General features: G+C 70.0%; 13 protein-coding genes and 5 pseudogenes. 7 read left to right on the top strand and 11 right to left on the bottom strand.

The window, feature by feature from the left end:
* Positions 1–41 precede the first annotated feature (41 nt).
* Positions 42–572 carry a hypothetical protein gene (locus tag KGS77_RS22110; RefSeq protein WP_242584630.1) on the bottom strand — a complete coding sequence of 177 codons (531 nt, stop codon included), beginning with the start codon at positions 570–572 and terminating at the stop codon, positions 42–44.
* Positions 573–960: 388 nt separating this feature from the next.
* On the opposite strand from KGS77_RS22110, the gene KGS77_RS22115 reads away from it, so the two are divergent.
* Entirely contained in the window at positions 961–4,905 is a 3,945-nt protein-coding gene (locus KGS77_RS22115; RefSeq protein WP_242584632.1) for a polymorphic toxin-type HINT domain-containing protein, read from the top strand.
* Complete coding sequence (locus KGS77_RS22120) at positions 4,905–5,165, top strand: hypothetical protein (RefSeq protein WP_242584633.1); 261 nt, start codon at positions 4,905–4,907, stop codon at positions 5,163–5,165. Before KGS77_RS22115 ends, KGS77_RS22120 begins: the two co-directional genes overlap by 1 nt.
* Positions 5,166–5,271: 106 nt before the next feature.
* Here the strand turns inward: KGS77_RS22120 and KGS77_RS22125 are convergent.
* The 6 genes and pseudogenes from KGS77_RS22125 to KGS77_RS22150 all read right to left on the bottom strand — a co-directional run bounded on the left by KGS77_RS22125 (position 5,272) and on the right by KGS77_RS22150 (position 10,840).
* Positions 5,272–6,553 (bottom strand): annotated as a pseudogene (locus tag KGS77_RS22125) (site-specific integrase).
* Positions 6,554–6,584: 31 nt separating this feature from the next.
* Positions 6,585–6,790: pseudogene (locus KGS77_RS22130) on the bottom strand (helix-turn-helix domain-containing protein).
* Positions 6,784–8,232 carry a replication initiator gene (locus tag KGS77_RS22135; RefSeq protein ID WP_347404519.1) on the bottom strand — a complete coding sequence of 483 codons (1,449 nt, stop codon included), beginning with the start codon at positions 8,230–8,232 and terminating at the stop codon, positions 6,784–6,786. Before KGS77_RS22135 ends, KGS77_RS22130 begins: the two are co-directional and overlap by 7 nt.
* A gap of 164 nt (positions 8,233–8,396) precedes the next feature.
* Positions 8,397–9,085: pseudogene (locus KGS77_RS22140) on the bottom strand (IS630 family transposase); the annotation flags it as partial.
* Between the two features lie 48 nt (positions 9,086–9,133).
* Positions 9,134–9,909, bottom strand: a pseudogene (locus tag KGS77_RS22145) (ABC transporter ATP-binding protein).
* Positions 9,902–10,840: an ABC transporter permease gene (locus tag KGS77_RS22150; protein ID WP_242584635.1), complete on the bottom strand. Its 939-nt coding sequence runs from the start codon at positions 10,838–10,840 to the stop codon at positions 9,902–9,904. Before KGS77_RS22150 ends, KGS77_RS22145 begins: the two are co-directional and overlap by 8 nt.
* 127 nt (positions 10,841–10,967) lie before the next feature.
* On the opposite strand from KGS77_RS22150, the pseudogene KGS77_RS22155 reads away from it, so the two are divergent.
* The 4 genes and pseudogenes from KGS77_RS22155 (at position 10,968) to KGS77_RS22170 (ending at position 16,175) form a co-directional block, all read left to right on the top strand.
* Positions 10,968–11,674: pseudogene (locus KGS77_RS22155) on the top strand (TetR/AcrR family transcriptional regulator).
* A 195-nt stretch (positions 11,675–11,869) separates the two neighbouring features.
* Positions 11,870–13,327 (top strand): glycosyltransferase, encoded by a 1,458-nt coding sequence (locus KGS77_RS22160; RefSeq protein WP_242584638.1) that lies wholly within the window; start codon positions 11,870–11,872, stop codon positions 13,325–13,327.
* The gene (locus KGS77_RS22165) at positions 13,321–13,485 is read left to right on the top strand and encodes a hypothetical protein (RefSeq protein ID WP_242584640.1); all 165 of its coding nucleotides are present in this window, start codon (positions 13,321–13,323) and stop codon (positions 13,483–13,485) included. Before KGS77_RS22160 ends, KGS77_RS22165 begins: the two co-directional genes overlap by 7 nt.
* 296 nt (positions 13,486–13,781) lie before the next feature.
* Positions 13,782–16,175 carry a PIG-L family deacetylase gene (locus KGS77_RS22170; RefSeq protein ID WP_242584642.1) on the top strand — a complete coding sequence of 798 codons (2,394 nt, stop codon included), beginning with the start codon at positions 13,782–13,784 and terminating at the stop codon, positions 16,173–16,175.
* Between the two features lie 348 nt (positions 16,176–16,523).
* Here the strand turns inward: KGS77_RS22170 and KGS77_RS22175 are convergent, their stop codons facing one another.
* From KGS77_RS22175 to KGS77_RS22190, 4 genes are all read right to left on the bottom strand, one after another.
* Entirely contained in the window at positions 16,524–16,949 is a 426-nt protein-coding gene (locus KGS77_RS22175; RefSeq protein ID WP_242584644.1) for a GtrA family protein, read from the bottom strand.
* A 44-nt stretch (positions 16,950–16,993) separates the two neighbouring features.
* On the bottom strand, positions 16,994–17,965 hold the full coding sequence (locus KGS77_RS22180; protein WP_242584646.1) for a glycosyltransferase family 2 protein: 972 nt from the start codon (positions 17,963–17,965) through the stop codon (positions 16,994–16,996).
* An 83-nt stretch (positions 17,966–18,048) separates the two neighbouring features.
* Positions 18,049–19,593, bottom strand: a complete 1,545-nt coding sequence (locus KGS77_RS22185) for a YfhO family protein (RefSeq protein ID WP_242584648.1) — start codon at positions 19,591–19,593, stop codon at positions 18,049–18,051.
* Entirely contained in the window at positions 19,566–20,981 is a 1,416-nt protein-coding gene (locus KGS77_RS22190; protein WP_242584650.1) for a YfhO family protein, read from the bottom strand. Before KGS77_RS22190 ends, KGS77_RS22185 begins: the two co-directional genes overlap by 28 nt.
* A 135-nt stretch (positions 20,982–21,116) precedes the next feature.
* Here KGS77_RS22190 and KGS77_RS22195 point away from each other — a divergent pair, with 135 nt between their 5' ends.
* Positions 21,117–22,748: a hypothetical protein gene (locus tag KGS77_RS22195; RefSeq protein ID WP_242584652.1), complete on the top strand. Its 1,632-nt coding sequence runs from the start codon at positions 21,117–21,119 to the stop codon at positions 22,746–22,748.
* Positions 22,749–22,760: the final 12 nt, after the last annotated feature.

Raw genomic sequence — 22,760 nt, forward strand, 5'->3', positions numbered from 1 at the left:
GCGTGCTGGCTGGGGATGAGCGGCTCCTGCGGATGTACCCGTCAGCCGTTGACGCGGAGTTCGACGAGGACGGAACGCTTGTGGGTGTCCCCGGTCTCTCCCATGGTCGTGTACTTGTACTCAGGAGTCTTGGGAGCCTTGACAACGGTGGTCTTGCCGGTTGCCTCCGCGACGATTTTGGCCTGTACCGGGTGTCCCTTGGTCCACATGGCGTAGGCGTCGGGCAGTTCCATGGTCAGGTAGCCGTCGTTGCCGCTGACGGTGAAGCAGAAGAAGTTGTCGCCCGTACGGGATTCAACTTTGATGTCGTGGCGCGCATTGCAGTCGGACAGCATGATGTGCCCATCACCGCGCTTGAGGGTGATTTCCCTCTCCTGAAGGAGCTTCGCCGCGCCGGGGTAGGTGAAGTCCTCGACGACCGGAGGCATGTCACCGGATGCTGCCGTGCCTGCGACGGCGGGTGTTGGCTGAGGGGCCGCCTGGGCTACCGACAGGGTCGTCAGCCCGGCACACGCCAATGCCGCTGCGACGCCGGTGATGGCCAGTGCTTTGGGGCCAGGGGATATTGCCACGTTGCCTTCCAAGGTGGAGGAGTGGGGCGCACGTTGGGCCCCGGATGCGCGAAGTAAATCATATGTAAGATGTCTGCGAGTTTGCCCTCGAACGTCGTGTTTCGGAGGGTTCTCATAGCACTGCCGTACGACAGCCGGACTGCCGCTTGCCTGGATGCGCGGCCGTGCTTACTTCCTCCCTGACCTGATGAACGGACACCTGGCTGGAAGCCGGTCTCTCTGGCGCTGGCGCGGTGGCGGCTGGGCTCTCAGAGAGGAAACCGACCGGGTGAAAAGACCACCATCAAGCGCTGCGCGGGGATCGCAGCGCCACAGAACAGGCCGCAGAGGCGCGAAGAGACCGTTCGGGCGGCGTGCCGTCTCCTCGGCGGTCCTGCCCGTCGCGCTGATGGCGAGCCTGCTGGGCGGCGCGCCGGCGTATGGCGCCGACAGCGACATGCTGCAGGTGATCAATGCCGCAATGAATCGAGGTCATGCCGTTCGGCTATGGCAGAGCGGCGGAGCGGGCATCAAAGAAGCCGCCGAGAAGGCTCTACTGGGGACCGATGAGGACGTCGCGAACTTCCTCAAAGGCAAGGATGCCATCCAGCGGATCGACGACCGGGTCGCTGTCGGCCGGATGATCAACGTAGCTGGCCCCTCGGTACGCGAAGCTGCCCTCGCAGCGCTCAGTTCGCAGAACCCGGATGATGTCCAGTCTTTCCTCGAGGATGGTTGGAAGAAGCCGCTGCAGGTGGACCGGCGCGTCGAGGCCGGCAAGGTCATCAACGCCGGTGACACCGGGGTCAAGGAGGCCGGCGAGAAGGCCTTGAAGGGCACGCCCGAGGATGTCGTCCGGTTCCTCAACGTGGGCCAGTACAAAGCTCGGGAGACCGACAACCGGGTGGAGGCCGGCAAGATCGTCAACACCGGCGGGCCGAACGTCAAGGCAGCCGGCACGACCGCGCTGCAGGGCACCCCCAACGATGTCGCCGAGTTCCTCGAAGTCGGTCAGTTCGTGGCGCGCAACCGCGACCAGGAACATGCCAGCATCGAGGAGCTAGCCGAGCAGGCCGAGAAGGCGGGAGCGCGGGCCAAGGAGGCCGCCGAGGCGTCCATCGAGGCCAAGAACCGCGCCGTGACGGCTTCGAAACTGGCCAAGGAAGCCGCGCAGGACGCCGCCAAGGAGACCCAGGCGGCCAAAAATGACGCGAAGACGGCGGCGCTGAAGGCAAAGCAGGCCGCCAACGCGGCCAAGGCCGCCGCCGAAGCAACCCAGCGGGCCATCGACTCGGCCAACGCCGCCAACCGGGCCGCCCGAGTCGCCGCGCTGGCCGCCGCACGAGCCGCGAACGCCGCCATCGGCGCGTCCAACGCCGCCTCTCGTGCCTGGAAGGCCGCCGCTGCCGCCGCCAACGACGCAACCAAGGCCGAGGACGCCAAGAACGCCGCGGCGCAGGCCCATACCGCGTCCATCGGTGCCAAGAAAGCCTCGCAAGCGGCGGAGAAAGCCAGCCAGGCATCGGTGGCGGCCGCCCAGGCAGCCCAAGCGTCGCTGAGTGCCAGCTCCAATGCCGAGGACGCCGCCGACGCTGCCGATGAAGCCGACAGGTACGCGAGCGACGCGGGATACCACTCGAGCCAGGCCAAGGCGGCCGCCGCGGAAACCCGTCGGCACGCCCAGGAGTCTCGGCGAGCCGCCAATGCCGCCGTAGCGTTCGCCAACCAGTCGGCGACGGCCGCGCGCGAAGCCCGGGATGCTGCCAACAGCGCGGCCACCCATGCCGAGAACGCAGGTAAGGCGGCGGAAGAGGCCGCCAAGCACGCCGGCGAAGCAAAGACCGCGGCAAAGGAATCGGCCAAACACGCGGCCGCGGCCAAGGACGCAGCCGACTCGGCTACCGCCGCGGTGACCATTGCCAAGACGGTCTTCAAGCTGGCACGGGAGATCGAGGCGCAAGACCTTTCCATCCGCACCGCAGCCGCCATGGAACGCGCCGCGTCGCAAAAAACGGCGACCGACGAGTTCACCACCAAGACGGCAGATGTGGTGGTGGAAGGCAAGGCCATTGAGAAGGACATCACCGACCTGGCCGCCCAGGCCGACAAATCCGACGCCGACACCAAAACCCTCGCCGCCCAGGGGCGCGCCGTCGCACTGCGCGTACTGAAGCATTTCGGTTCCTGGCGCCAGGAGGCCGCCACCCAGGCCCTGTCCGGCACTGACGACGATGTTCTGGAATACCTGCGGACCGGCTGGAAGCGGGGCGAACAGGACGAAACGCGCCAGCAGGTGACAGACCTTGCCGCTCGGAGCCCGTACGAAGCCGTGCGTACCGCCGCCACCAAGGCGTTGGAGGGCACCCCGGAGCAGATCCGCGACTTCTACATCACCGGCCAGTACAAAACCGCCAACGTCGAATACCGTGTCCTCATTGGCAAGATCGACAACGATGGCGGGCCTTCCGTCAAAGAGGCAGCCGAGAAGGCCCTGGCCGATGGCAGCCCCCAGGCCATGCTCACCTTCCTTAACAGCGGGCAGTACAAGGCGCGGCATATCGATCAACGGGTCGTTGCCGGCAAGCTGTTCAACGACGGCGGTCCCGAGATGCAAGCTGCGGCGAAAGTTGCGCTGGCCGGGTCCGCAGGACAGCTGGACGACTTCATCCAGGTCGGCCAGTACATGGCCGACCGCAAAGACCAGCTCGCCACGGTCCACATCAACCAGGTCCAGCGTCTGATCCAAGAAGCCGACGTGGTAGCGGCCAGGGCCCAGCAGAACCGCTGGCTCGCCGCCAAGGCCGCCGCCGACGCCAAGCACGCCAAAGATGAAGCCCAAAAGGCCGCCACGCAGGCCAGCAAGTTCGCTGCCGACGCCGACGGGTACGCCACCGACGCCCGCAATTCCGCTGAAAGCGCTACAACCAGCGCCAAAAAGGCTGGCAAGTCCGCTGTCACCGCTGTCAATGCCGCCAACCGCGCCGACCGCGCCGTCGCCAACGCCGACGAATCCGCCGCACAGTCTGAATTCTCCGCGAACTACGCACACGACTCTGCCTACTCCGCCAGGAACGCGGCCTCCGAGGCCCAAATTTCGGAGATGGACGCGGGGAAGAGCTTGGAGGAAGCCAACACTGCTGCTGCGCAGGCGTGGGGAGAGGTCGTCAAGAAGCGCGAAGCGGAACTCACTCAAGCTCGCCGTCAAGCTGAGGAACAGCGAAAGCAGGAACGGGCGAGCCGGGATAAGAAACCCTGCGTCCTGAACTACTACCGCGACTCCGTGGAATCCTGCGTATGGGCCATGGCCAGCGGGTCGGACGAGTACGTCCTGAAAGTGCCCGAGATCGACCCGACGATGAAGGCAATCGTCTGGGAAGTCTTCGGCCTCAACGACGTCAAGGAATGTGCCAAGGATCCCAGCTTCGGGCACTGTTCGATGGCCGCCATATCGGTCCTGCCCATCGGCAAGTGGAAACTCGCCAAAAAAGCCTACGACGGCGTAGAAGACATCGCCAAGGGCTACCGGTACGTGAAAAAGCTGCCGACCTGCAAGAAGTGCTTCCTTGCCGGCACGAAGGTGCTCATGGCGGATAACTCGACCAAAAACATCGAGTCCGTCAGGGCGGGCGAGCTAGTCGTGGCCACGGACCCACTCACCGGGCAAACCGCGCGACGCAAGGTAACCGCCCACATCATTACCGAAGACGACAAGTCCTTCAACGAGCTTACGGTCACCACTCGGCAGGGCCGCGAGCGGCTCACCGCTACACACGAGCACCCCTTCTGGTCACCCTCTCAGAAGGAATGGGTCAAGACTGCCGACCTCAAGGCGGGAATGACCCTGAAATCCGTCAGCAAAGGCACCGTCACAGTCCAGGCGAACCACCCCTTCGCCGAACACGCCCGGACCTACAATCTCACCGTCGAGGGCCTGCATACGTACTATGTGCTGGCAGGCGCCACCCCGGTCCTGGTTCACAATTGCGATGGCATTGTTCATTGGGTCAATGAGAATGCCAACATGAGCTCCGCTGCTCGCGCTTACGATGCTGGAGCTACGGGTTCCAGGGCGGGCTTGGCGCCAGCGCTGCAATACTACAAGGCTGGCGCGAGCAAGTTGTCGGATATCAAGTTCGACGGGTTTGATGCAACAAACGGTGTAATGATTGATCGGAAGGTCAGCGTCACGACCTTCAACAAGACCTACCGGCAGGCTATGAACCAGTCCCTTGCGCTTGAGCAGAACGGCTACACGGGACGGTGGGAGGTTCCCACCGAAGCTGAGGCAGTGCGAGCGCGTAGGGTTCTCGGAAGCCTCCTGATAACCAACATTCGAGTGAGGGTGGTGCCCTGATGGATGTCAACCAGGTCCTGGCGCAAGCATTTGCAAGCGTTGTGGTATCGATCGACCTGACCGAAGACGGAGATATCGACCCTGATGTCGCCACGGATATTCTTGAGCCAGCTGCTGCCCTCTTCCGAGGCCTCTCGGAAGAGGGGCGTCGGGAGGTCGCTTCCTTGATGCTTCAGTGTGCCGAGCTTGAGGATAATCCGGAGCGCAAGAGGGCAATTCTGGAGCTTCCTGAAGCTATCGGCCTTCTTAGCGAAGACTGATCCCCAGGATTTCCCTGGACTGAGATCGAACGTGCATGAAGCCCTCCCTGGGAGTGATTCCAGGGAGGGCTTCATGACGTCTTGACGGCAGTAGTTGACGACAACGTCAGCGTACGGGTGCTGCACAAACCGTCGGTTCGTCACCGTCGTCGGGCTCGGTGGCGGCCGCTGAGTGCTTTCCCAGCGTGCGGCTGAGAAGGTCGATGGCGTCGCGTTGGAGGCGGAGCCGGACGTGGGCGTAGACGGTGGCGGTAACGCCGATGTGGGCGTGGCCGAGGAGTTCCTTGATGACGACGAGTTCGACGCCCTGTTCCAGGAGGAGGGTCGCGGTCGAGTGTCTCAGGTCGTGAAACCGGATCGCCCGCAGGCCGGAGTGGCGGAGCAGCGCGTTGAAGTGCCGTGTGAGGGTGTCGGGTTCGATGGGGTGGCCGTCCGGGCGGGTGAAGACGAGGCCGGTATCCACCCAGCCTGCGCTGGCCTACTGCTTGTCTCGGGCCTGCCGGTCGTGGTGCACGCGGAGCGAGGTGACGCAGGCGGCCGGGAGGGCGATGCGGTGCTCCGAGCTGATTGCCTTGGTCGGCAGGGGGGCAGGCCGCCGGCACGTGTGCGCTGGAGGGTGCGGCGGATGGCGGCGGTGCTGGTGTCGAGGTCGAGATCTTCCCAGCGCAGGTCGAGGAGTTCGCCCTTGCGGAATCCCCTGCGGAGGGCGAGTTCGAACAGGGCGTGCAGGCGGTGGCCCTGCGCGGCAGTGAGGAAGGTGCGGGCCTCGTCGGCAGTGAGCGGGTTGAACGGCGCGGCCGGGGAGTGCCGGTGCGAACGTTGCGGGCGACGTTGCGCGGGATCTCCTCCTCACGCACGGCACAGACTTGAGCACGGAGTGGATGTAGGCCAGCGTCAGCGGCGAGAGGTGCTTGCGGCAGCACTTGCCGATAGCGCAGCAGCGCGGTCGGCGGTCGGCCTGAGCATCAGACTTCCGGCGGGCGTCGATGCCGCGTGCGCAGCACTGGCAGACGGTCCGCAGCCCGTTCAGCCAGCTCCGGACGTCCTTGGCGGTGAGCTTGGCGAGCTTCTTCTTGCCCAGGCCCGGGGATGAGGTACTGGCTGACGCAGGTGGTGTAGCGGGTGTGGGTGGTCTCGCGGAGCTGGTGGACGGCGACGTTCTCCAGCCAGTACGTCAGGTAGGCGGGCAGAGTGCCCTGGACAGAGACGACCGGGAGGCCGCGGTTGCTGGCGGCGATCTTCTCGGTGAGCTTGGCGAGGGCTTCCTTATGGGTGGTGCCGTAGATGCGAACGCGCTTGCGGGTGTTACCGGGGGCGAGGACGTATCCGGCGGCTTCCCAGCGGCCGTCCTTGCACTGGTAGACGGTGCCGCCGCCGTTGACGCGGATGCGGCGGGAGGTGGGAGTGCCGCGGGGGGCATCAGGCGGCTTCCTGTTCGAGCCGGGTGCGGATGAAATCGGTGAGGGCCTCGGGCTGGGACCCGGCGGGCGCAGCCGAGAGTGATGGAGGCGAGCTGCCGGATGCGGAGCAGGTCGTAGACAGCGGAGCGGCCGAGCTGGAGACGGGCCATGACCTGGGGCCGTCAGCAGGTCGCCACCTGGCCCCGGGAGTGGGGTTATCAGCAGCCGCCCTCTGCGGTGAACTGCCGTTGCAGTTCTCTGCGGTGCCAGACAGCGGCGGCGAGGAGTTCCGCGCCGGGGCTGTAGCCCGAGCCGTGGTAGGCCCAGTGGCCGATGACGAGGGTCGTGCCTGGGTCGAGGCCGGGCAGGCCGGCGTGTGCGCGGGCCTCTTCGGTGCGCCAGGCGCGGCGGTCGTCGCGCAGCGCGCCGAGGGTGACGGAGTAGCAGCGGGACTTGGTGGAGAAGTGGCCCCGGAAGCCGAGCATGTGTGCCCACTGCCACAGCTTGAGGTCGGCGAACTCCGGGTGCTTGCCCAGCTCCCAGCAGGTGCGGATCATCTGGCACACGTGGCGTTTGACGGCGAGGCGGGGCAGCGACCGAGCCTGTCCGGTGCCAGTGCAGGCGGTGCACGTGACCGGGGTCCCGTGTGCGGCCAGGGTCATGCCGCGTCCCTGGCAGGGGTGGCAGAACAGGGCGCGGTCGAGAGCGCCGGATGAGTCGGCGGACTTGGTGGCGTACTTGGCCACGTAGGCGGCGACCGCGTGATCGATGAGCTCGGTGTCGGTGCCGAAGGCGGCGATCTCGCGCACGTCGAGCTGTTCGCCCCAGGCGAGTTCGCGTTTCCCGACCGCGTCCGAGACGACTCTGCCCGAGACGCGGGCTGCGGCGGCTCGGATGGCGTCGGCGAGTATGGCCACGGTGGCAGACGGGGGCGGAGGCTGGGTGCTGCCGTCCGGGCCGTCGAGGCGGATGACGGCGTGGAAGTGGACCAGGCCGCGCTTCTGGTACTCGGCGACCTTGGCGAAGGAGACGCGCAGCACTGCGCGGGCCGCCTTCTGGGTCAGGGCGAGCCGGACGGCGATCTCGCGGCGCAGGTAGATCGTGAAGCGCGCCCACAGGGCGGAGGCGTGGGCGTTGAACAGGACCTTCGCCCAGGTAGTCATAGGTCTTCGGGTCCAGCGGAGTGCCGAGCAGCACGTTCGCGGGTTCGTGGAGCTTGCCGCAGCGGCAGGGTCGGAGGACACCGCCCGCGTCGGTGGGGCGGTTGTGGACGGGGCCGAAGGACGGGCGCGGTGAGCGTGGCGAACACGCGAGGATGGGTGCGGACGGTGTCCGGCACGTTCCTTGCCACCGGTCAGGTTTGCCCGGATGAGCTGGAACGTGTCGGCGGCGTAGACGCGGGAGCAGGCCGGGCGCCGCGAGGTGCGGCGGTTGCCGCAGCGCGTCAGCAGGCTGCCCGTGGGCTCATCGGCGGTGCTGTAGGAGCGCAGCACCTCACCGGTTGCCGTGTCGATGGTGGTGGTCTGGCCGAGCAGGCGCACGGGCTCGGTGCAGCCGCCGAGGCGGTCGATCTGCTGGTGTGCGCGGTCGAAGTCGGGCAGGTTGACCAGGTGGATCAGGTCCCGCAGGGCGGGGCTTGCCACGTGGCGCAGGTCCAAGGTGACCATTCGGGGCGTGTCCCTTCTGTGGGTGGGTAGCCCCGAGCAGCAACCAGCCGGGTGGGAAGGCGTGTTGGCGCTACTTGGGGCATGACGAACCGAGCCCGGTCGGGCGGGGCGGTGGGTTGGGAAGAGGCCGACGAAGCTCAGGCGGAGAGCTGAGCGTGTGCGGCGGTGGCCAGCTGCAGCGCGGCGAACAAGGTGGTCACGCCGCCGGGCACATAGTCATGGGTGCGGCGCTCGGGCATGCCCGGCATCGTCGGCAGCACCGGCGCCGACCGGTCCAGCGCCTGGATCTGCGTCTTCTCCTCGACGCACAGAACCAGCGTGTGCGCGGGCGGAGCGAGATACAGCCCGACCACGTCGCGGACCTTCTCCAGAAACTGCGGATCCTTGGAAAGCTTGAACGTCTGCACCAGGTGCGGCCTGAGCCCGAAGGCCCGCCAGATCCGCGCGATGGCCGACTGGGACAGCCCCACCTCCTTGGCCATGGACCGCGTCGACCAGTGCGTGGCGTCCTTCGGCGTGGCCTCCAGCGTCTTGACGACCACTTCCTCGACCTGGCCGTCGGTGATCTTCCGTGGTCCCCCCCGGACGCGGGCCGTCGGCCAGGCCATCCAGCCGGTCCCGGACGAACCGGGCCCGCCACCGGCTCACTGTGTGCGCCTCAGCACCCAGCCGACTGGCAACGTCGTTGTTCGAAGCACCCGTCGCGCCTTCCAGCACGATCCTGCACCAGAGCCAGTGCCTGGGAGGACGTCCGGCGTCTCGCCCAGCGCGTCAACGTCGCGCGCTCGCCATCGGTCAGCACCAGCTCGGCCTTCGGCCGTCTTCGGCCGTCCCGTCCTCGCCATCCGACCATCATGCCGAACCAGCACCGACTCACGCAGCAAATTCCCGACTCAGGACACTAGCCGCGGGTGAACTCCTCGTACGCGCCGAGGACGTCCTCCGTCGGGCCGTCCATGAGGAGTTCGCCCTTCTCCAGCCACAGCACCCGGTCGCAGGTGTCCCTGATCGACTTGTTGTTGTGGCTGACCAGGAAGACCGTGCCCGCCTCCTTGCGCAGCTCGCGGATGCGTGCCTCGGAGCGCTTCTGGAAGGCCCGGTCGCCGGTGGCCAGCGCCTCGTCGATCATCAGCACGTCGTGGTCCTTGGCCGCCGCGATGGAAAACCGCAGCCGGGCCGCCATCCCGGAGGAGTAGGTGCGCATCGGCAGCGAGATGAAGTCGCCCTTCTCGTTGATGCCGGAGAAGTCCACGATCCCCTGGAACCGCTCCCGGACCTGGTCGCGGGACATGCCCATCGCCAGCCCGCCCAGGATCACGTTCTTCTCCCCCGTCAGGTCGTTCATCAGCGCCGCGTTGACCCCCAGCAGCGACGGCTGCCCATGGGTGTAGACCCGGCCGCGCTCGGCCGGCAGCAGCCCCGCCACCGCCTTGAGCAGCGTGGACTTCCCCGACCCGTTGGATCCGATCAGCCCGATCGACTGCCCCGGTAGGCGGTGAAGGACACCCCGCGCACCGCGTGCACCTCCCGCACCCCCGCCGCCGGCCTGCGCCGGATGATCCGCCGCAGCGCCGCGGTCGCCCCGCCCTTGCCCGCACCCGCCCCGTACACCCGGTACACGATGTGCAGATCATCCGCGATCACGGTGGGGGCCTGTGTGCTGCCGGTGTCAGCCACGTCCGTACTCCTCCTCGGCCTTCCAGAAAAAGATGTAGCCGCCGACGCCGGCGACCAGGGCCCAGCCCAGTGCCAGCGGCCAGACGTGCGGCGGCAGCCCGCCGGATCGCACGCTGTCGATCAGCGCGTACCGCGCCAGGCCGGTGTAGATGAACGCGGGGTTGCAGTTGAGCGCCGCCGCGACGGCGTCGGGTGCGTGCCGGGTGAGGGCCGACAGGTCGTAGAAGACCCCGGAGGCGTACATCCAGGTGCGCAGGACGAAGGGCATCAACTGGGCGGTGTCGGTGCTGCGGGCACCGATCCGCGCCATGATCAGTGCGAGTCCGGCGTTGAAGAGGGTCTGGAGCGCCAGGGCCGGGACCAGCAGCAGCCAGTGCCAGGTCAGCGGGACGCCGCAGAGCAGCACGATGCCCGCGAGCACCCCCATCGAGAACAGGAGCTGCTGGAGCTGGACGAGGGTGAGGGCGATCGGCAGGCTCGCGCGCGGGAAGTGCAGCGCGCGCACCAGGCCCAGGTTGCCCGAGATCGCCCTCGTGCCGGCCAGCACGGTGGACTGGGTGAAGATGAAGATGAAGATGCCGGTGCACAGGTAGGGGACGTAGTCGGCGATGCCGTGCCGGGTGTTCAGCAGCTCCCCGAAGATCAAGTAGTAGACGCCGGCGTTCAGCAGGGGCGTCAGGACCTGCCACATCTGGCCGAGCCGGGCCGAGGTGTAGGCCGCGGTTGCCCGGGCGGAGGCGAACGCGGTGATGAAGTGCCGCCGTGCCCACAGGTGGCGGGTGTACTGCCCCGGTGAGGGGCGGGCGCCGCTCACCGTCAGGCCGTACCGGGCGGCCAGGGTGTGCGGGTCGGGGGCGGCTGCGGCGCGGGCCGCGGACGGCGTCGGGTGCGGTGCCGGGGCGCGGCCCGGGGGAGCGAGGGGTGGAGTCATGGGGCCGCTTTCGTACGGGGGCACGGGGCGTTTCCACGACGGAACGGGTCCGTATCGTCGCGTCGCCGAGAGTAGAGGCGCCCGACGTCGAGACGCAACCGTAGCGACGTGACGCTATGCTCAAGCCATGGCAAAGGGCAGCTCGCAGCAGTCGGCAGGACGGGAAGAGGCGCAGGGGGCGTGGGAGACGGGCGCATCACGCCGGGCGCCCGCCGGTGCCGCCGTACTGCGCGCCGAGAAGACCGCCGCCATCCGCGCCGCGGTCTTCGCCGAACTGGCCGCGGTCGGCTTCGCGCGGATGTCGATCGAGGGCATCGCGCGCCGGGCCGGGGTCGGCAAGACCGCCGTCTACCGCCGGTGGCGCTCCAAGCTCCACCTGGTCCTGGACGTGGTCTCCGCGCTGGCCGTCGAAGGCATGCCGACGCCGGACACCGGGTCGCTGCGAGGAGACGTACGGATGCTGCTGGAGGTCGCGGCCCGGGCACTGCGGCACCCGATGGCGGCGCAGATCGTCCCCGACCTGCTGGCCGAGGCGGCCCGCAGCCCCGAGATCGCCGACGCGCTCAAGGCCGCCCTGCACGACAGCCAGGAAGGGGTGGCGGCGGCGGTGGTCGCCCGCGCCGCCGAACGCGGCGAGATCCCCCGGACGTGGACGCCCGCCTCGCCCTGGACCTGATGACGGGGCCGCTGTACTGGCGGCTGCTGGTCGTGCGCGACGAGCTTCCGGCCGGTTACCTGGACGAACTGGCCACGGCGGTGACCGCCGCACTCGGCGGGGAGGGAGCGGGCGCGGCAGGGAAAGGCGGGGCGCGGCAGGAGAAGTCAGCCTCCTGAATGTGCGCCGACTCCTGATCGGACAACGCCCGATGTGTCATTGATCTGGTGGACCTGCGCAAGCACCGCCGGGATCCGGCTGCGCGAATACCTCGCCACCACCGACGCCGATGTCGTCATCAGCTCCAACCCCAAGATCACGATCATCCTGGCGCAGGCCCCGGCAGCTTCCTCAAGGTCTGCCAGGAACACTCCATGCCGACGAAGTTCGGCCCGCACATCAAGAAGCCGCTGTACGAGGCGTACCCGGCCATCGACGCCATCACCGTCCTGACGCCGGAGGAGGAACGCACCCTCGGCGCCGAGATAGCCGCCTGCCGGGACCGTATCGCCGTCATGCCCAACTGCATCCCGCCGGTCGGCGAGCAGCGGGCGACCGGGCTGAACAAGATCGTGGTCACCGCCGGTGTGCTCAAGTCCCACAAGGGCTTCGACGACCTGATCGACGCCTTCGCGATCGTGGCGGACAAGCACCCCGACTGGCAGTTGAGGATCTACGGCGACGGGCCCGAGAAGGGCCGGCTGCGCCGCAAGATCGAGGAGCTGCACCTTTACAGCAGCGCGCTGCTGATGGGCCCGGCGGCGCCGGTGGCCCCCGAGTTCGTCAAGGGTTCGATCTTCGTCCTGCCCTCCAGGCGCGAACCGTTCGGAAACGTCGTGGTCGAGGCCATGGCGAGCCGGCTGCCAGTCGTCAGCGCCGACTGCGACCACGGCCCGCGCAACATTCTCACGCCCGGCGAGGACGGGACCCTGGTCCCCGTCGGTGACAGCAAGGCGATGGCTGGGGCCATCCTGGAGCTGATCGAGGACGAGGAGCGGCGCCTGCGGATGGGCCGGGCCGCCGAGCGCAACGCGGAGCGTTTCCAGCCCGCGGCCAGCGCGGACCGGTTCGAGGCCATTCTGGAGGAGGCACGGACCCGTAAGGCGCTGCCCACCGGAGCGGTGTGCCGGGTGGACGAGGGGGGCGACGTCCACGTACGTATCGGCGCCCTGCTCGACGAGCAGGGCGCCGGGAAGGGCGCCGAGTTGGTGTGCCGCGACCCGAAGGGCCGTAACGAACCGGTGGCCTACCCCTTCTCCGCGGACCGGGAGGCCGTCGTCCCCTGGCACGGCGGACCGGCCGAGGGCGAGTGGGAGCTGTCGCTGCGTACCGCGCAGGGCCACGAGGTGGCGCTGCGGGCCGACGCCGACGGCTGCGACGTCCTGAACGTGCTGTCCCTGCCGCTGCCGCGCACCCAGGGCCCGGCCTTCGCCATGCTGCTGCCGCACCTCGGCGCGGCCGGCCGGCTGTCCCTGCGCAGCCTGACCCGCGACCGGCACTGCGAGCTGGACACCCTGGTCGTCTCCCAGGAGCGCATCGAGATCCGGGCCCGGCTGTGGGGCGCGGTCCTGGGCGACGGCGCCGAGGTACGGGCCGTGCACCGCGCCGACCAGGCGCGGAACGTCACCGTCCGCGCGACCGCCGGCGAGGGCGACCGGCTGCGGGCCGAGCTGCCGTGCGCGACGCTGGCAGCGGCCCACACGCCGGGTGCCGAGGACATCTGGGACCTGTGGCTGCTGCCCGCGAAGGACGCCGAGCCCGTACGGATGTGCAAGCTGGCGACCGACGTGCTCCGGCCGATGGACGTCTTCGTCTTCCCCGGCCGGTGCTGAAGACCGCGGCGCCCGTGCAGCCCGCCCCCGCGCCGGCCAAGGGGCTCTTCGGCAAGAAGGCGCCCGTCGCCGCCCCGAAGGCCGTCGCCGCGTGCGAACTGCGCCCGTACTACTCCAGCGCCGGGCAGCTCTCCGTGAAGGCCCTGGACAAGAAGTGACCCCGTGGGCGCCCGGGCCGCCCGCGCAGTCGCCGCCTCCCCTTCCGCGACGTCGCGCGCTTTGGTCCGGGCGCCCTGGCCTGGACGCCCTGGTCCGGGTGTCCTCTGCCACCCGTCTCCTCATCCTTTCCGGCCCGGCCGGGACCAATCGAACGAGCGGAACGCCCAGCACGTCCCAATACTGGGATCCGGGACGTACTGCTGGTCAGGTGGTCAGTGGCCGGGCGTGACCTGACCTGATGTGATCGGTTTGCCGGAAGGCGGGCGCTGCCGGGCGTCCAGAAGGGGAGCCGTACGTGAAGCCGCCGCACGTGAAGCCGTCGCACGTGCCGCAGAGCCCGCCCGGCGTCCGTCGGCGGCACCTGCTCCAGGCCGCCGCCGGCGCGACGGCCGCGGCGTCGGCGGGCGCGGGTCTGTGGGCGTGGCTGGCGCCCGTCGGCGGCTCAGGAGGAGGCTCCGGCGAAGGCTTTGGAGGAGGTTCCGGAGAAGGCACACCGCCTCCGCGGCCGGACGCCGGACGCCCCGAAGCGGCGGCGGCCGGCTCGGGCCAGGCGCATCTGCACATCATCGCGCACGCCGACGACTCGCTCTATTTCATGAACCCCGACCTGGAGCAGTCCGTGCGCGGCGGGGCGCGCACGGTCACCGTCTGCCTGACCGGCGGCGAGTCCGACGGACGCAATGCCGCCAAAGGCCCCGGCTTCCGCGACACCCCCGTGGACCGGCCCGGCTTCGTACGGGCCCGTATGAACGGGCTGCGTGCCGCCCACGCCGAGATGGCCACCGCGCACCGCGACAGTCCCTGGGACGTGGAAGCGGTGTCCTTCCTGCCCGGCTTCCAGGTCGAGGTGCAGACGCTGCGCGCCGCCCCGCGCCACCAACTGATCTTCATGGAGCTGATCGAGGCCCGCCATCTCGCCCGCCCCCGGCCGACCTCGCTGCGCGGCCTGTGGCTCGGTGCCGCCGAGACCCTGCCCACTCTCCGGCCGGCCGGCACTCCCGTACGGCAGAGCTACGCGTACACCCGTGACCAGGTCATCGAGACGCTGATCGCGATCCTGGACCGGGTGCGGCCCACCGTCGTACGGACCCTGGACCCCAACGCCGTACACGCCCCCAGGGAACCCCTGCCCAGCCCCGACCCGCGTCTGCGCGGCCCCTTCTACTACGACCACCAGGACCACACCACCTCGGCCTACTTCGCCCAGGCGGCGCTGGCCGGCTACTGGGGACGGGCCCGCGCGGGCCGCGGCGGGACCGTACGTCACGTGCCGGCCGTCGTCGAGAACTACCTGGGGTACGAGGTCGGTGTCCTGCCCAACAATCTCGACATCCGCACCGCCCGGCGCAAAGGCGACCTGCTGTCGGTCTACGGCTGGGCGGACCACCGCGCCTGTGCGGACCCGGCGGGCTGCGGTGACCGCAAGGTCGGCGGCGAGGCGTTCGACGGATGGTCCAGGAACTGGACGCGCAGCACCCGGCTGCGCGCCCCCGGCTCCAACGCCTGGCTGCGGCCCGGCAAGGACGGCCGGCTGGTGGCCTTCGCCGTCCTGGACGGGCAGGCGCACTGCTGGGCCGAGACCTCCCCGGGCAGCGGGTCCTTCCGGGGCCCCTACCCGCTGGGCGGCGACCTCCTCCAAGGCCAGATCCACGCGGTCCGCCACCCCGGCGGCACGCTTCAGCTCTTCGCCACCCGTACGATCCTGCCGGGCCGCGACCGTGACCGTGGCCAGGACGGGGACGGTGACCGTGCCCACCGCCGGGAGGTGGTCGCCGCGCTGCAGACCGGTACGGCCCAGGACGGCGTACCGACGTTCGCCGCCTGGGAATCGCTGGGCTGCCCCGACGCCGATCCGGTGAAGTCCCTGGAGATGGGGTTTCCGGCCGCGGTGGCGGTCGCGGACGGCACCGTACACGTCTTCGTGCGCGACCGGGACGGCCGCATCGCCTGCCGCAGCGGCGCGCACGGCGGGCGGTGGTCGCCGTGGCAGCGGCTGGAGCGCCCGGCGGGACCGTCCGTGGCGCCCGAGCAGACCCCGCAGGTCATCGACGGTCTGGACGCGTGCGTGGACTCCGACGGGCTGGTGCACCTGGTCGCGCCGAGCGGCAACTCCGTACGCCACTGGGTGTCGCAGGCCGCCGGACAGCTTCCCCGGCCGGCCGCGGCCACCGGCCTGCCGGAGCCGGCCGGCCCGGTCAGCGTGGTGGCGCTGGACGACGGAGCCGTACGGATCGCCTTCCGCCAGCCGGCCACCGCCCGGATCCTGCTGGCCGAACGGCGCAGGACCGGCGGGGTCTGGCATGTGGTGGCCCAGTGCGAGCCGGCAGGCGGCCATGGGAGGGTGGCCATGGCGGCTGTGGGGGGCGCGGGAGGTGCGGCGGGCAGCGCGCGGGGAGGGGAGCGCGCCGCCGCGGGCGGGTGGATGGTACTCGCGGCCCGCGACGACGCGGGTCTGGTACGCGTCGCCCTGGCCGGCACGGCACGCCGCACCCCGCAGCCGTGGCGGACGGGAAAGGTACTGCACTCGGCGGCGCCGGGCGTCGCGGCGGACGCCCGGGGCCGCGCGGTCGCGGTCGCCCTGGGCAACGACGGCAGGCTCTACGCCACGCGGCAGAAAGAGCCCGGCACGGACGACGCCTTCGGGCCCTGGACGGCCCAGGTGGCCTCCGGAACCGAACAGCACCCCTAGATGCTCCACCGTCGGTGGGTCAGGGATCGTTCCGGGAATTCCCCGATGGTCCGGGCACCCGGCACATGACACCGTCGTGGTGGAAGAGAAGCACACCACTTCACTTCCCTGAGAAGAGTGCGAGGTGGGCACGTTCGGGCTGAGAGCTGAGAGCTGAGGGAGGCGTGAAAGGCGGGGAAGGCGCGGGCTCACGCCGGCCCGCGGCGAGGCACTGATTCCGTTGCTGCGGGATGCATCCCGGGGGCGCCCAGGAAGGCGACCGGGCGGCACCCAGGGAAGCACCGCGGGAGGCAACCCGGGGGCGGGTGAGCGGGCGCACTCGAAGCTAAGGGGAGGCGGGCGTGAGTCTTACGCCGGTTCGTGGTGGCGGGCCGGTTCTGGGGGTGGGGGAGGCGGGGGCGGAGTGGGGAGGAGGATGCGGAGGGTGACCAGGTAGGTGAAGGGGATGGCGAGGATGGCTGCTACGAGGGGGGCGAGCTTGGTGTTTAGGCCGGACCAGTGGACCAGCGAGAGAAGGGCGACGCTCTGGATCAGGTAGTTAGTGGCCTGTGTCAGGGGGAAGAGCAGGAACTTCTTCCAGGTCGGGTGGGTGCGGTAGGTGAAATAGGTGTTCAGGAGGAAGGAGCCGGCCATGCTGAGGAGGAACGCGAGGGTGTACGCGAGGAAGTACGGCATCCAGGGGTGCAGAAGCAGGTAACAGGCGTAGAACGTGCCGGTGTTGATACCGCCGACGACGGCGAAGCGGGCGATCTGCCAGAGCCGGCCGGCGTGCATCCGACGGCTTTTCGGCGGCCTGTCGTCTGACGGGTGGTTCGGCATCAGTGGGTTTTTCCGATGACGCTGCGGGCTGTCGGGGTTTCTTTGGGGACGGTGCCGTTGGTTTCCTTGACCAGGAAGTGCGGGCGCCGCTTGGACTCGTAGTAGATGCGGCCTATGTACTCGCCGATCAGGCCGAGCATGACCATCTGGAGGCCGCCGAGGCCGACGACGATGGCCACCAGCGTCACGTAACCGGGTGCCGTGACGCCGCCGACCACGGCGGCACCGATGATCCACAGGGTGTACGCGGTGGCCAGTGCGGCCAGGCTCAGGCCGGCGTGGATGGCCAGGCGCAGCGGACGGCAGTTGAAGGAGATCATGCCGTCGATGCCGTAGTTGAGCAGCGCGCCGAAGCGCCACTTGGACTCGCCCGCCTCGCGTGCGGCGTTGCGGTAGTCGAAGGTGACGGTGTCGAAACCGATCCACGAGAACAGGCCCTTGGAGAAGCGGTTGCATTCCGGAAGGGAGGTCAGCGCGTCCACGGCCGTACGGGAGAGGAGCCGGAAGTCGCCCACCCCGTCGGTGAGTTCGACGTCGACCCACTTGTTGACGGCGCGGTAGTAGAGGCGGCTGAGCGTCGTGCGCAGCGGCTTGTCGCCGTCGCGGCTGCGCTTGGCGACGACCTGGTCGTGGCCCAGTTGGTACAGGTCGAGCATCTTCTCGATCAGTTCGGGCGGGTGCTGGAGGTCGGCGTCCATGATGATCACGGCGTCGCCGCCCGCCTCCCGCAGACCGGCCAGCATCGCGGATTCCTTGCCGAAGTTACGGCTGAAGGAGAGGTAACGGGTGGTCGTGGTGTGCTGCTGGGCTATGGAACGCAGCCGGTGCAGTGTGCCGTCGGAGCTGCCGTCGTCCACGTAACACAGCTCGTAGGTGACGGCCAGCTCGTCCAGCACCGTGCGGACCGTCGCGTCGAAGCGGCCTATGACGGCTTCCTCGTTGTAACAGGGGACGACGACTGAGAGCTTCATGTGCGGGCCTTTTCGCCGGGGCGGGGACGGCTCGGTGCTACCGGTCTCCTGAGAGCAAGTCTCACAAAATGTGCTGGATGTCTCTATTTGGGGGAGATGGGGGAGGGGACGGGAGAGCTGGGGAGCTGGTCGGCTGTTCTCCGACCGCGGCGGCGCGGCCTTCCCGGGCCGGTGCCTGCCACGGACCCCATGGCCCCCATGGTCGCCACGACGGCCACCGTCAGGGCGGCGGCGCCGCTCGCCACCAGCCCGGCCGTCAGACCGGGCGCGGCATAAGAGCAGGTCAGCCGGGTGGCACCGGCGCCGAGCGGTACCGCCATCAGCCCCTCGACGGCCCGGGGCGGGCGGTCTGGCCCGCCGTCCACCGCGCAGGTCCATCCCTCGACGGCCGGCACCGCGACCACGGCCGTACCGGTGCTGTGCGCTCGCAGCTCGGCCGTCAGACCGTGGCCGCCGGCCGACAGCCGCACCGGCCCCTGCGAACGCAGCCGTCCGACGGCGGCGTCGAGCCGGCGCGGGGACAGGCAGCCGATGGCGTGCTCGGGGATCTTCTGGGGCGCGGGGGAACGGAAACGTACGGTCAGACGGCCGTCGGCGGGCACCTTGCCCAGCCGTCTGACGGGGTTGGCGGTCATCTCCCGGTCGCCGTAGCCGGGTGAGGTGGCCCCCGCGGCGCTGACCTCGCCGGAGTACCAGGGGGCGTACCAGTACGCGGTGGTGCCGGGGGTGCAGCGCGCGGTGAAGGCCGGGGCGACGGCGCTCTCCTGTACGGCGGCGCTCGCCGACACGGCCGCGGCCCCGGGCGTCGCGGGCAGCGACCACCCGCCGTCCGCCGGAACCGGGGCACGGCCGGCAGGGTCCTCGGCGGCTCCCGTTCCAAGGGGACGGCCGGGAGGCGGGAGCGGGCCGAGGTGGTGGAGGGGAGCGGGAGAACTTAGGGGCTCAAGGGTGTCCAGATGCTCGGTGGAGGCGGTGGAGGCGGTGGAGTGCAGGGAAGCAAGGGGGTCCGGTGTCGCTCGTACGGGTACGAGCTCGGGCACCTCGTAGACGTCGGCGCCCAGGGCCGCTTCCTGGCGGTCGAAGACGGAGCGGCCGGTGTCGCCGTCGTCGGTGGTGGTGGCGGTGATGGCGGGGCCTTCCGCCCCTTTCGCACCTTGCGCATCTTCCGGCCGTACGGTCACCAAAGGCGCCCCGGTGGTCCGGTGCACGGTGACGGGCCGCCCGACCGGGCCGGTCCGGAAGCTGCTGACGCCCATGAGCGCGCGCCCGGCCGGATCGTCGAAGCTCAGCGTGTGGCGTCCCTGGATGTACCAGCCGGCGCCCAGCCCGCGCAGCGTGCGCGCGGTCGCCGCGGGCAGATAGCTGCTGTAGTACGAGCCGCCCTCGCCGCCGAGCAGCAGGGGGTCGTTGTCGGCGAACTCGTGCGGGCCGGGGTCGGTGCGCGTCAGCGGCCAGTTCTCGTGTGCCTTGATGTCCTCGTACGCCGGGCCGGTGAGCGTGGCGTCGCTGAGGGTCGTCTTCGGCCGGTACCACTCGATCCGGTCGCGGGCGGCCGTGACGGAGTAGGCGGCGTAGGCGGAGCCGAGGAAGACGGCGCAGGTCAGGACCGCCACGGCGGTCGGGCGCACATACGGACGCGGACGGGTACGAGTCCGGGCCCCCGCCCCGAACCCGCCCCCACACCCGGGCTCGCCCCGCCACCAGGACCTGCCTCTCCAGCCGGGCCCTTCCCCGTACGCGGCCGATGCAGCACAACGAGCGCGCCCAGCACCACCGTCCCGCTGCCCGCCACCAGGACCCAGGTGGCGGCCCCCACCGACTCGCGGCCGTGGCACAGCGCGGCCAGCAGTGCGACGAGCCCCGCGCCCGCCATCAGCTCGCGCGGGCGCGGACCGTAGGAGAGGGCCAGCCAGGCCATGATCACCAGGAGGGCGCTGAGGGTGAAGGCGGCACGGTACGGACTGCCGTTGGGCAGCGCCAGGCCGTGCCACAACAGGATCGTCGGTTTCCATACGAAGGACAGGGCGACCCCCGCCGCCAGCCCGTACCACCCGGCGCGCACCCGGGGCGGCACGCCCCGCATGAAGGGGAACGCGGCCACCAGCAGCAGTCCGAGCATCCCGATGAACAGATGCGGCGCGGGGACCTGGCCCCGGCCGCCGGGCAGCAGTTGCGCCAGGTAGTCCAGCGTCGGCGGACGGCCGCCGTAGTGGGCTTCGGGGGCGGGCATGGACGCCTTGCCGGCCTTGAAGCCGACGGTCAGCGCCGGTGCGGCCAGCAGGACGCCGGTCGCCGTCATCGAGGCGGCGCGCGCCAGGGACCGTACCCGGTCGCGTACGGGGATGTGCGCGGCGAGCAGCAGGCGCAGGCCCAGGACCAGCGCCATGGCCAGGGTGCCCATCGCCGCGGTGTAGAAGTTGCCGGCCCAGGCCGCCGCCACCAGAAGGGTTCCTGCCACCCAGCGGCGGCGGCGCAGACACCAGTCGGCGGCGATGCCGAGCATCGGGAGCGCGGCCAGGCCCCACATCCACATGGGGTCCGCGGTGCCGTCGCGCAGCACCCAGGCGCACAGCCCGTAGCCGGCCGACAGGAGCGCGCGCGGCCAGGCCGGGCCGGGGCGCAGCCGGCCCAGGAGGACGGTCATCAGCGCCGAGCCGAGGCCGATGCTCAGGAGGGTGACGAGGAAGACCGGGAGGTCGGCCAGGTGGCGGGGGAAGAGCCCGACGAGCCAGGAGAACGGGTTCATCAGGTAGGTGAGGAAATCGGCGAGGAAGGGGACGCCGTAGCCGCTGTTCCAGTTGAAGAGCAGGTCACCGGTGGTGTTGCCGTGCATGAGGTCCCACAGATGGGCGTGGAACGGTACGAACTGGTTGCCCAGGTCGTTGACGGCGCGCGAGCGGGAGCCGAAGGGGTAGCTGTCGTGGACGGTCAGGGCCAGGCAGTACGCGCCCATGGACAGCGCCGCCGCGAGCGCCGGGCCGGCCGCCCGCCGCACGGTCGCTGTGCCTGTCACCACCGCGCGCTCCCCGGATCGCCTCGGGTGTCATCCGTCGGCAGGTCATGCCATCAATTGCCTGCTGTGCGGTATATGCACTGTAAGGCATATGTCGGTAATCTCCGGAACCTCCGGCCGGGCTGACGGGACGTGGGCATGACGGAAACAGCGCCGCCCGCCACCGCCGCCCGCACGCCCTGGTACGCCCGGGGCGCCGACCTCTCCCCGCGGTCCACCGCCGCCCTGGGCCTCGCCGTCTTCACGGCCGCGCTCGCCCTGTTCCTCCTGCGCTTCCTGGTGCCCGTCCCCGTGGGCTCCGCCAACCAGGGCGACGGCGCCCGCGCCACCTGCACGCTGGGCCTGATGCCCACCACCCACGGCCTGCCGCGCTTCAAGTCCTACGTGTTCAGCGAGCTGCGCCCGGCCCCCGCGCACTGCGGCACCCGCGTCGTTCCGTACTGGACCAGCCAGACCCTGCTGTTCGGCCTCGGCCGCCCGTTCACCCGGCTGTTCGGCCTCCGCGGCGAGATCAACCTGTTCGCCGTCGGCCTGGTGGCCTGCCTGGTCGCCGCGGTGTGCCTGGCCGTCCTGGCGGCGGCGCTGCGGCTGGCGGTCGCCGCCCGGGTCGCCGTGGCCGCCGCCGTCTGGCTGATCGTCGCCGACGCCGCCTATTTCGACTACTTCGCCTCTCCGCTGAGCGAGACCGCCGGGCTGCTGGGCATCCTCCTGGTCTGTACGGGCATTCCGCTGCTGGGCCGGGGGCCGGTGGCGGGAATCCCGGGGCTGGTGGCGGTCGCCGGGGGCGGCATGCTGGCGACGGGCGCCAAGACCCAGTTGCTGGGCCTGGCCGTGCCCGTCGTCGCCGTACTGCTGCTGCGTACGGTCCGCCTGCCCGGCTTCCGTACGGGCCCCAACGCCGCCACAGGCCCCAGCGCCGCCACAGGCCCGGGCGCCGCCACGGGCCCGGACGACACCGCCGGCCCGGACGGCAGCCCCGGACGTACGGCCTCCCGCCCGGCCCGCCTCCTGCTGCCCCGCCTGCTCGGTGCCGCGGCGGCGCTGGCCGTTCTCGTCGTAAGTGCCCACGGCTATGCCGCGCAGCGCAGTGATTCCGCCTATCTGAACATGAACGGGGTCGATACCGTATTCGCCGGAATTGTCGATGGTAAACATGACACCGCGGCCGACCTCAAAGCTCTCGGACTGCCCCAGGAATGGTCCCGTTATGCCGGCCATACTTATTGGACCCACGGCCAGGCCGTCTCCCGTGATCCGAAGTTCCGCGCCTACAGGGGCGAACTGGGCATAAGGAACATCGCTCGTTATTATTTCCACCACCCCGGCCGTACGGTGGAAATCCTGCAACTGCGGGCCCGCCAGTTGCTCGCCATGCGCCCCGGCTACCTGGGCAATTACCCGCCCGTCGCCCACCGGCCGCCCGGCGCGCAGGAGCACCGGGTGACGCTCGCCTCGTCCGCCGGTCTGCGCCTGCGCAAGGCCGGGCTGCTGCTGCTCGTCCCGCTGTGGGCGCTCGCGGCCCGGGCGGGTCTGCGCGCGGTGCGCCGCCGCCGTACCCATCTGGAAAGATCGCTGGGCGCGATGGCGCTCTTCCTCCTCGCCACGGCCGTTTCGCAGTACCTGACCGCCGCCCTCGCCGAGGCCATGGAGAACGAGAAACACATGGCCTTCGCCTCATTCGCCACTTTGTTGCTGTTGCCCGTACTGTTCGCGTCGGCCTTGGCCGGCCGGGCCTCGCCCGCGGACCGAGGGCCCTCGCGCACAAGGTAGTTTTGGTGCGTC

The organism is Streptomyces sp. MST-110588, assembly GCF_022695595.1.
Taxonomy (GTDB): Bacteria; Actinomycetota; Actinomycetes; order Streptomycetales; family Streptomycetaceae; genus Streptomyces.

Excerpts from the sequence above, each read along its gene's own strand:
- KGS77_RS22115 (WP_242584632.1), top strand. The coding sequence starts at position 961 with ATGGCGAGCCTGCTGGGCGGCGCGCCGGCGTATGGCGCCGACAGCGAC.
- KGS77_RS22120 (WP_242584633.1), top strand. The coding sequence starts at position 4,905 with ATGGATGTCAACCAGGTCCTGGCGCAAGCATTTGCAAGCGTTGTGGTA.
- KGS77_RS22135 (WP_347404519.1), bottom strand. The coding sequence starts at position 8,232 with ATGGTCACCTTGGACCTGCGCCACGTGGCAAGCCCCGCCCTGCGGGAC.
- KGS77_RS22150 (WP_242584635.1), bottom strand. The coding sequence starts at position 10,840 with ATGACTCCACCCCTCGCTCCCCCGGGCCGCGCCCCGGCACCGCACCCG.
- KGS77_RS22160 (WP_242584638.1), top strand. The coding sequence starts at position 11,870 with ATGCCGACGAAGTTCGGCCCGCACATCAAGAAGCCGCTGTACGAGGCG.
- KGS77_RS22175 (WP_242584644.1), bottom strand. The coding sequence starts at position 16,949 with ATGCACGCCGGCCGGCTCTGGCAGATCGCCCGCTTCGCCGTCGTCGGC.
- KGS77_RS22180 (WP_242584646.1), bottom strand. The coding sequence starts at position 17,965 with ATGAAGCTCTCAGTCGTCGTCCCCTGTTACAACGAGGAAGCCGTCATA.
- KGS77_RS22195 (WP_242584652.1), top strand. The coding sequence starts at position 21,117 with ATGACGGAAACAGCGCCGCCCGCCACCGCCGCCCGCACGCCCTGGTAC.